Raw genomic sequence first — 7105 nt, forward strand, 5'->3', positions numbered from 1 at the left:
TGGAGAGCTTCTTTTCTCATTTGAAAACCGAAGCTCTATTTCCTTATGATATACGAGATATTCAAGATGCTCAAAGAAGAATTGAGGATTATATACATTTTTACAATGAGCAGCGTCTTCAACTGAAGCTAAAAAAACTGACGCCTAGTGAATTTAGGCGTCAGTTTGCGGCCTGACGGCCGGGGTCTTTCTAAACGTCTACGAAATGGGGTCTTGACCATAGTTTGGAGAGGGCTTTTTCCTAAATCATAAGTAAACCCGTCTCCTTAAAGCAGGAACGGGTCATTCTTATCTTACTTTATGATACTTGATAATTGAACAATCAGAATGCCCTCCAGACAATGGAGCGCATATCTACTATTCAGTATCAGTGATATATTCAAATTTTGTTTCCAACTTAAATTCACCAATTACAGTCTCGCCATCTACGTCATAGAGGGGAATAGTGCGAACTTCACCATTTTCGATTGTTTGCTCAAGTGCCTCTTTAATTGAGGTAACCGGTGTTAGATCATCCGCTCTAACATATCCTTCAACTCCATCAGTTCCAACTGCAGAAATTAAATCCGGTTCTTCACCTATTATGTTTTCTAATAATAATGAACCATAAGTTTCTCCCTTACTGTTTACATCGTATTCCTCCTCCAGCATCAATTCCTGTAAATCCGCCTCCTCTACATCCACCAAAACTCCTTTATTCAAGTTTATTGTCATAATGGGAGATTTCTTTCCCGTAAAGTAATCGTAATCATCTCCATTATAGAATTCTGCTCTACTTTGAGAATAATACTTTCCTGTCGATTCTGACACAGGAGAATACACATGAAAACCCCAAACCTCTTCATCGTTATATTTCATATCACTCGCGCCATGTAATTGTCCACCAGAAGTATATAGAACTGCTTGTCCGCCCATATATCCTATTGGAACATTACCTGAACCTGAAGCTTTATTATGAACATAGGCGAATGCTTTAATTGCTGGGCGATTAATATCATTTCTAACTATCCCAGAAGTAAAAGAATACGAATAACCATTGATTTTTGATGTATTATAAGGCTCAGACTCAACATATGAGCCTTCAGCAGATGCTGATGTTGACATTAAAATCGTTGACATCAAAGTCACTGACAAAGTGCATACCTTTAAAATTTTACTAATTTGTTTGGTTACCTGTTTCGTTGTTTTCAATGCGCGTTCCTCCTCAATCATAATTGAATTTTGGATTATGTTTAATTTCATTAATCCCATTTGAAGAATACAATCTAAACTCGCCGATTACAGTTTTTCCATCTAATTCATACAGAGGGATCGATCTGTAACCGGTAGCCTCCTTGGATTTTTGAAAAGCAATAGCCTCTTCTGGCGAAGAAACCGTTGGACTCAAATCGGAAGATTTTACATATCCTTCAACCCCATTTTCTCCCTTCGCCTCAATCAAGTCTGGTTCTTGTGAAGGTCCTTCAGGGAAAGGCCCGCTTCCAAAAGTTTGTCCTTGTTCGTTGACCGGATAATTAGGAGGTGAATCTGTGTTTGCTGCATGATTTATAGTAAATACAGTAGGTGTAGCAACTGTAGTTAGCGCCAATATTGCGCCAATAACTATGATGTTTTTCTTCTTCATAATCAACACACTCCCTTTCTTTGATGCTTTCTAAATTAATACAACGGATGACCGGCAGGTGCTAAGGATTTGTTCAAAAAATCTGTCTCTGCTATCAGCACAAGAAAGTTCAATGTCTCATAGTTAATAATAAACCATAATTTGGTTTTATTAACAGAATATAACTTACTTTGGTAGATTAACACAGTTATTGTAGGGAATGCTGTCGAATTGTGTTGTTCATATAAAGTTCTAATTTAGTTATGTTATCCAAATTACACCTCCTCTTATAATTGACGGAAATAGCTTGTACAGTGTTTCACAAAATGATTACATTTTCCACGAAACACAACATCTCCAAGCGCTTGGGATTTACCGTCCCTTTCTCGTATCATTTTGATATCAGAAGTGCTACAAACAAAAATTCCCTCCCCGGATACAAATGTCTTGAACTTCGATGTCCGCTAACTATCTTCATCGATCAGTGTAGCAAACAACCCGCCTATGCATTAAGCCTGGCGAGTTGTTTGCTGCTATAATCTCTCTGTTCAGTCTATGCATGCCCTTGCGCTTGCTGCTTGGCGTTGTACAGATAATTGTTAAGCCGAACCTGACATTCAGCTTTTAGGTGCGACACGTTGTAGATGCATTCTTCTTGTCGGCCACGGACAGTCACAACTACAGAGTATAGAAAGCCATCAGTTGTCTTCTGTACATGAATTTTTCCACCTAGCCGACCAAATTGGCTACGATATCCATGTTACGATATCCATGTTACGATATCCATGATGTTTCCGCTCCGCCCACATTGAAATGGTATCCAACACCGGACGGTATGACATTTTGAGCTGATGTTGATTTAACCTTTTTGCATCCAGAGCTAGTGCTTTAAACAGCAAACCGTACAGGATCGTTTCATGCAGGATTTCACGCCATTGGTCAGTTTGAATCATTGTCCACTACACCTGCTCAACCTGCAACATTTTTTCAATGGGCACCCACCACACACCATGAACCCGAACAAGCTCGATCTTGTTCTCAATTCGATCGATGTCTTTGACCACGCCCCATTCTCGGCGGATACAGTCCTCGTGCCAACTAACATTGATCGCATAGTCTTTTCGCACAGAATCATAAATGATGACGTTCATTTCTGCCAGTGAATCAGGATCGATCGAAGGTAGTGGATTTACTAGTTGCTCATAGTGATTCTCATACAACAAACTCAATTGCAGTCTCCTCCACCAATCTTGCCTTGATCAAGTCCCGAAGTATGTCAGGGGCGTATCCAGGACTTGCTCCTGTTCGAATCTTGCTCTTGTGACGGGATGACTGTTGATTACAACGGGAACAGATTGAAGTTGGCCATCAATAACAGTGTTTATTCTTTCCATTGCACAACCACCCCAAACAGGAACGTTCGTTTGCGTTATATGCGAACAGAAAGCGAACATGCAAATGAAATGAAAAATGCCTCCATTAATTGGAGGCAAATAATTTTATATAGTTGAATAAGAGTCAAACATAGACTTTTTATGACTCTTGTTTACTTTGTTTGGCAAGATAGAGGATATACCTGTATAGCAGTGACACATTCCGAATTGAAACAAGCAGACTATGCAGAATAATCGTAAACCATATAGCTCCAAGACATGAAATAATTACTTTTGCCCATGTAGTATTTATAAATCCTATGACCGTATAAATCTGTTGGGAGTTTTTGTTTAAAACAACAAATATCGAACCTAATACTAGAATTATTAGTTGTATAACGATAGCGTAACTAAAGAACGTAAGAACTTGCTTCAGTATATTGTGGTTGTTTCCCTCACTTGAATTTTCAAAGTCAAGGATCTCTTTACCAAAAATAATTTTACCTAAAATTTTCCTCAGTCTATTTTGTTCAACCTCTTCCTTCTTAACAGTGGTTGCATTTCCACCTACTGAAAATAATTTTCTTAATGTCTCTTGATTCGTCGAAGCTATTACAGCCAAACTTGCAGTGTTAAATCCAGCTAGTATAGCCATTACATTTAAAGAAGCCGAATTTATATCGACTAAAGTATTCATAATGACTGTATTTTTAGATACCAATCCCAATAGAAGGAATGATATGACAGCTATTAATAAAGGTAACCCCCAATCAAATCTAAGCTCTTGAGGACTGGAGTAGCCGTAATAACTAAACAATATATCTTGCGTATCCTTATTAACTGATTCTCTCATTCTTTTGATTGGAACTACCTTCCGTCTCTTCATCAATTTCTTCACCTACATTAACTTTATTTAACGGCTTAACTCCATCATTCTTTCCTGCCAATGGATTGTCGTATTTTGCAATGTACACCATTTGGGATATTAGTTCGCTAACACTAATTAAGCCTACTGTGTTAACAGAAACGTTAATATCGTAGTTATGCGGAACTCTTGCCATTGTTAGATTTTTTGTTTTACCTGAATGGGCTATACCTGATACTCCATACCCATCATATGCTTCCAACTCTAACATCTTTTTGAAATAGTCCTCAATATGGCGTATTCCAGTTCTCTTTACTTTATTTAGCAGGGATATTTTAATTTGTTGGAACCCATCTACTTCGTTCTCTTGCGCCTCATTTCGGAGAAATTCTACAGCTTGATTATTAGTTCCTTTCGAAAGATCTGCTAATACATATGCCTCCTTAATTGTGGCCATTTGTCTTAATTCATCAAAAAACTGTTTAGATGGTAGCGTCTTTATCTGAAGGAATGACTTAGGAATCTCATACGGCTTATTTACCTTTTTAAACTCGCTTTTATACCTGTCCATTAAAGGTAGATGGTTATCAAAGAATCGCTTAATCAAATCTCTCGAAACTACACGTTGGTCATCATATTGCACCAAGAGCAGTCCGGTTTTCTTTTGGAGAACGAAGTGAACTTCATTCTTAACTCCCTCGTTCTTTCCTTTTTGTCCAGTTGTAGTCTGATCATAAACATTGATGATATCTTGTTCTTGTCCGAATTTTGCAGAAGTAAATACTCCTTCCATAAAATCAGCATCACTACTTTGTTTGCACGAAACCAAGTTAATCATTTTTCCTTTGTAATGGAAAACCCGTTTTCTTTCTTTTAGATTCATGATTTCACTAAAGAAGTATTCCATCTGGTCATGATCGTACCTTTCCATATCATAGCCGTTACCAAAGAACTTTGGTGTTATGATCTCGAATCCATAGATTTTTACAAACTTGGTGCTCATCTAATGTCCTCCTGATCGAAGGCCCCTCTCTCGACTCAAACATCTTTTTAAAGTAAGAAAATGGACATATGCTGCCCTTTCTTTTCTGTATACTTTAACTAACCAAATAAATGAGACATGGAGGGGCGACCTTCATGTCTTTTTTTTACATTTTACTATTTATGGTACAAAACTACTATTCCTAACTGATATACCCCTCTTGCAAATCACTACACAAGAAGGGAATGTCAGTTCCATCAGTACCTTTTTCTTTTTTCAATAGTTAAAGCATCATCTTCCTTTGGTACCCAAGAACAATTACCTGTTTTTCGGATAGTTGATAACCGTCACCCGATTCAGCATCGTAAACATGAGCCAAGGCAATTCATTCAGTACACCTGCTGGATCATCAGTCAATCGCTTTTTCCAATCTTCTGGATCATTCAGTAAACCCTTGGCTGCAAGACTGTAGATCGCCTCTAAAACGACACTAAACCTACCCTTGCTCCGTCTCCAGTCTTGATACATAGTTCGTCTACTGTTGGAGTCCTGCGCCGCCCTGCCGAATAGTTGCCGATCACTCGCAAGACTTTCCGCTCGATATCAGATAGCACGGCTGCTCACCACCGGTTCAACAGCAAGAATGTTATCGATGACAAAAAACCTCGGCGCCTTTCGTGTAAGGCAATAAGCTTTCATTCTGTCGCCAACAATCGCCAGTGGTCGTAAGGTACGCTGCGACGACTTCTTGTTGTTTCCGAGGTAAATAATCTGAATGTGCAGTTGCTGGTTTATTGCTCTTTGCAGTCCTTAATCAAGTTGTTCGCCTCCGAATAAGAACGTTTGTTTGTATTATATGCGAACACAATACGAACATGCAAGCAAAAAAAGAGGCGTCTCTACGTCGGAAAATCGACTTTTGAGACAGCCCCTATACAGCGGTTTAGCATCTATTACTCGACATACCCGTTTCCAGCTACCGCAAAGTTTGATTCATTTATGATTTTAATATAATACTTTCCTTTTTTTAGATTTGGAAATTCAAACGATGTGTTTGTATTTGTATACCTACCTTCAATTAACTTTGAACCTTTTGCTTCAGTACTATTTATTTCATACAGTTTATACGAAACCTTTGGCTTTCCTGTTGCTTTACTATCCGAAAACCATTGTACAACTGTAACTTTAATAGTTTCACCCTCAGCTACATCAAACTGATCAGATTCAAGATGACTGTTAATATCAAATCTGAAGGAAGTTTTTACAGATTGTATAGAAGATTTAGAGTTTACAATCCAATTCTCATTTGCCAATGCACCACCTGCCGTTACAGACGAAATTGCAGTAAATAAACCCAAAGCTACTAACATAGGTTTGAACCTTTTCATAAGTTTCCCTCCCATTATTTTCTAGATTACAAGTTTATGTTACCATTTTATCCCAAAATTGTAAAGTATTTACTTTTTTTATTTATAAAGAATAGAATATAAAAATCCCTCCCCCGTTTATCCGGTAGGAGAGCTATCACTTTTAGAATGCACCTATGATTAATTCAAAAGCCTGTTGGAGAGCCTGGACTTGTTCATCCGACAGTAGCCCATAACCTGCTCCTGCAATTGCAAGAACACCACCAACAATCATCAAAACTCCTGTTTCTTTTTGTTTGCCTTATCCAAAGCACTCATCCTCTCAATATTACTGTATTTGTACTTCCATCCCACTCAACCTGTAGACAAAACACGGCAGCCAACTCACGAGCAGGAGGCATAAGCCGAACCCGATATGAGCTTTTCATTTAGGTCATTGCCGTTTACACGCACATCTTGGGTAGCCTCGATCCACTCCACTTTGCCACCAGGAGCATTGGCTACCGCTCGGACTGGTAGCATAGATACGCCGTCCTGTAAGAATCCCGTCACCTGCACCAAAGAACCTTTTAGGCAGATAGCAACCGGCACTTGCTGTGGCTTGTCCGCTTTGTCCACAGGCTTCTGTAAATACTGTGAATAATCCGACCGAAACTTGCCCATCGGGAATGCAGGACAGTTTTTCCACGCGTAGCCGGGGTACTCCTCGTGACCAAGCACCTGCTTCATGGAGTGAAGGCTCCCGTGTTGCGCATCCGATGCTTTTGTGGATACATTTATAACCCCCCTCACATTTTGTTCATGTGGCTCATGCAAACAAATAGAAGTCAACCGGACGCTTTCTCGCCCGGTTGCTTCTACCGATTACTTCACAGCTTCCTTCTTTCCAAAGAAAGTACGCAACGCCTTGTATAC

12 protein-coding genes are annotated in these 7105 nt (G+C 39.1%); 1 reads left to right on the forward strand and 11 read right to left on the reverse strand.

Features of this window, described 5'->3' with window-relative positions; genetic code table 11:
• Positions 1-176: IS3 family transposase (locus C7R91_RS29055; protein WP_146142153.1), on the forward strand; the 176-nt coding region annotated here is incomplete at its 5' end.
• 181 nt (positions 177-357) lie between these two features.
• Here C7R91_RS29055 and C7R91_RS29060 read toward each other — a convergent pair.
• The 11 genes from C7R91_RS29060 to C7R91_RS29110 all read right to left on the reverse strand — a co-directional run bounded on the left by C7R91_RS29060 (position 358) and on the right by C7R91_RS29110 (position 6919).
• Positions 358-1191, reverse strand: coding sequence for a peptidase (locus C7R91_RS29060; RefSeq protein WP_236697879.1), 834 nt, complete (start codon positions 1189-1191; stop codon positions 358-360).
• Positions 1192-1204: 13 nt separating this feature from the next.
• Positions 1205-1624 (reverse strand): hypothetical protein, encoded by a 420-nt coding sequence (locus C7R91_RS29065; RefSeq protein WP_052773404.1) that lies wholly within the window; start codon positions 1622-1624, stop codon positions 1205-1207.
• Between the two features lie 532 nt (positions 1625-2156).
• Positions 2157-2324 (reverse strand): hypothetical protein, encoded by a 168-nt coding sequence (locus C7R91_RS30030; protein WP_488175057.1) that lies wholly within the window; start codon positions 2322-2324, stop codon positions 2157-2159.
• Positions 2325-2349: 25 nt separating this feature from the next.
• Entirely contained in the window at positions 2350-2556 is a 207-nt protein-coding gene (locus tag C7R91_RS29070; protein ID WP_047070374.1) for a hypothetical protein, read from the reverse strand.
• Positions 2557-2562: 6 nt separating this feature from the next.
• Entirely contained in the window at positions 2563-2832 is a 270-nt protein-coding gene (locus C7R91_RS29075) for a YolD-like family protein (RefSeq protein ID WP_047070373.1), read from the reverse strand.
• A 304-nt stretch (positions 2833-3136) separates the two neighbouring features.
• Positions 3137-3862, reverse strand: a complete 726-nt coding sequence (locus tag C7R91_RS29085; protein WP_047070372.1) for a hypothetical protein — start codon at positions 3860-3862, stop codon at positions 3137-3139.
• Positions 3813-4844 carry a hypothetical protein gene (locus C7R91_RS29090; protein WP_047070371.1) on the reverse strand — a complete coding sequence of 344 codons (1032 nt, stop codon included), beginning with the start codon at positions 4842-4844 and terminating at the stop codon, positions 3813-3815. Before C7R91_RS29090 ends, C7R91_RS29085 begins: the two co-directional genes overlap by 50 nt.
• Before the next feature lie 297 nt (positions 4845-5141).
• Positions 5142-5351: a hypothetical protein gene (locus tag C7R91_RS29095; protein ID WP_047070370.1), complete on the reverse strand. Its 210-nt coding sequence runs from the start codon at positions 5349-5351 to the stop codon at positions 5142-5144.
• A gap of 75 nt (positions 5352-5426) precedes the next feature.
• A complete protein-coding gene (locus C7R91_RS29100) occupies positions 5427-5630 on the reverse strand; it encodes a WYL domain-containing protein (RefSeq protein WP_083995094.1) in 204 nt (67 codons plus the stop codon).
• Between the two features lie 146 nt (positions 5631-5776).
• Positions 5777-6211, reverse strand: coding sequence for a hypothetical protein (locus C7R91_RS29105; RefSeq protein WP_047070369.1), 435 nt, complete (start codon positions 6209-6211; stop codon positions 5777-5779).
• Between the two features lie 363 nt (positions 6212-6574).
• The gene (locus C7R91_RS29110; protein ID WP_236697878.1) at positions 6575-6919 is read right to left on the reverse strand and encodes a stalk domain-containing protein; all 345 of its coding nucleotides are present in this window, start codon (positions 6917-6919) and stop codon (positions 6575-6577) included.
• Positions 6920-7105 lie beyond the last annotated feature (186 nt).

This window comes from Brevibacillus formosus, assembly GCF_003013405.1.
In the GTDB taxonomy this organism is placed as follows: Bacteria; Bacillota; Bacilli; order Brevibacillales; family Brevibacillaceae; genus Brevibacillus; species Brevibacillus formosus.

Excerpts from the sequence above, each read along its gene's own strand:
- C7R91_RS29065 (WP_052773404.1), bottom strand. The coding sequence starts at position 1,624 with ATGAAGAAGAAAAACATCATAGTTATTGGCGCAATATTGGCGCTAACT.
- C7R91_RS29070 (WP_047070374.1), bottom strand. The coding sequence starts at position 2,556 with ATGATTCAAACTGACCAATGGCGTGAAATCCTGCATGAAACGATCCTG.
- C7R91_RS29085 (WP_047070372.1), bottom strand. The coding sequence starts at position 3,862 with ATGAAGAGACGGAAGGTAGTTCCAATCAAAAGAATGAGAGAATCAGTT.
- C7R91_RS29090 (WP_047070371.1), bottom strand. The coding sequence starts at position 4,844 with ATGAGCACCAAGTTTGTAAAAATCTATGGATTCGAGATCATAACACCA.
- C7R91_RS29095 (WP_047070370.1), bottom strand. The coding sequence starts at position 5,351 with ATGTATCAAGACTGGAGACGGAGCAAGGGTAGGTTTAGTGTCGTTTTA.
- C7R91_RS29105 (WP_047070369.1), bottom strand. The coding sequence starts at position 6,211 with ATGAAAAGGTTCAAACCTATGTTAGTAGCTTTGGGTTTATTTACTGCA.
- C7R91_RS29110 (WP_236697878.1), bottom strand. The coding sequence starts at position 6,919 with ATGAAGCAGGTGCTTGGTCACGAGGAGTACCCCGGCTACGCGTGGAAA.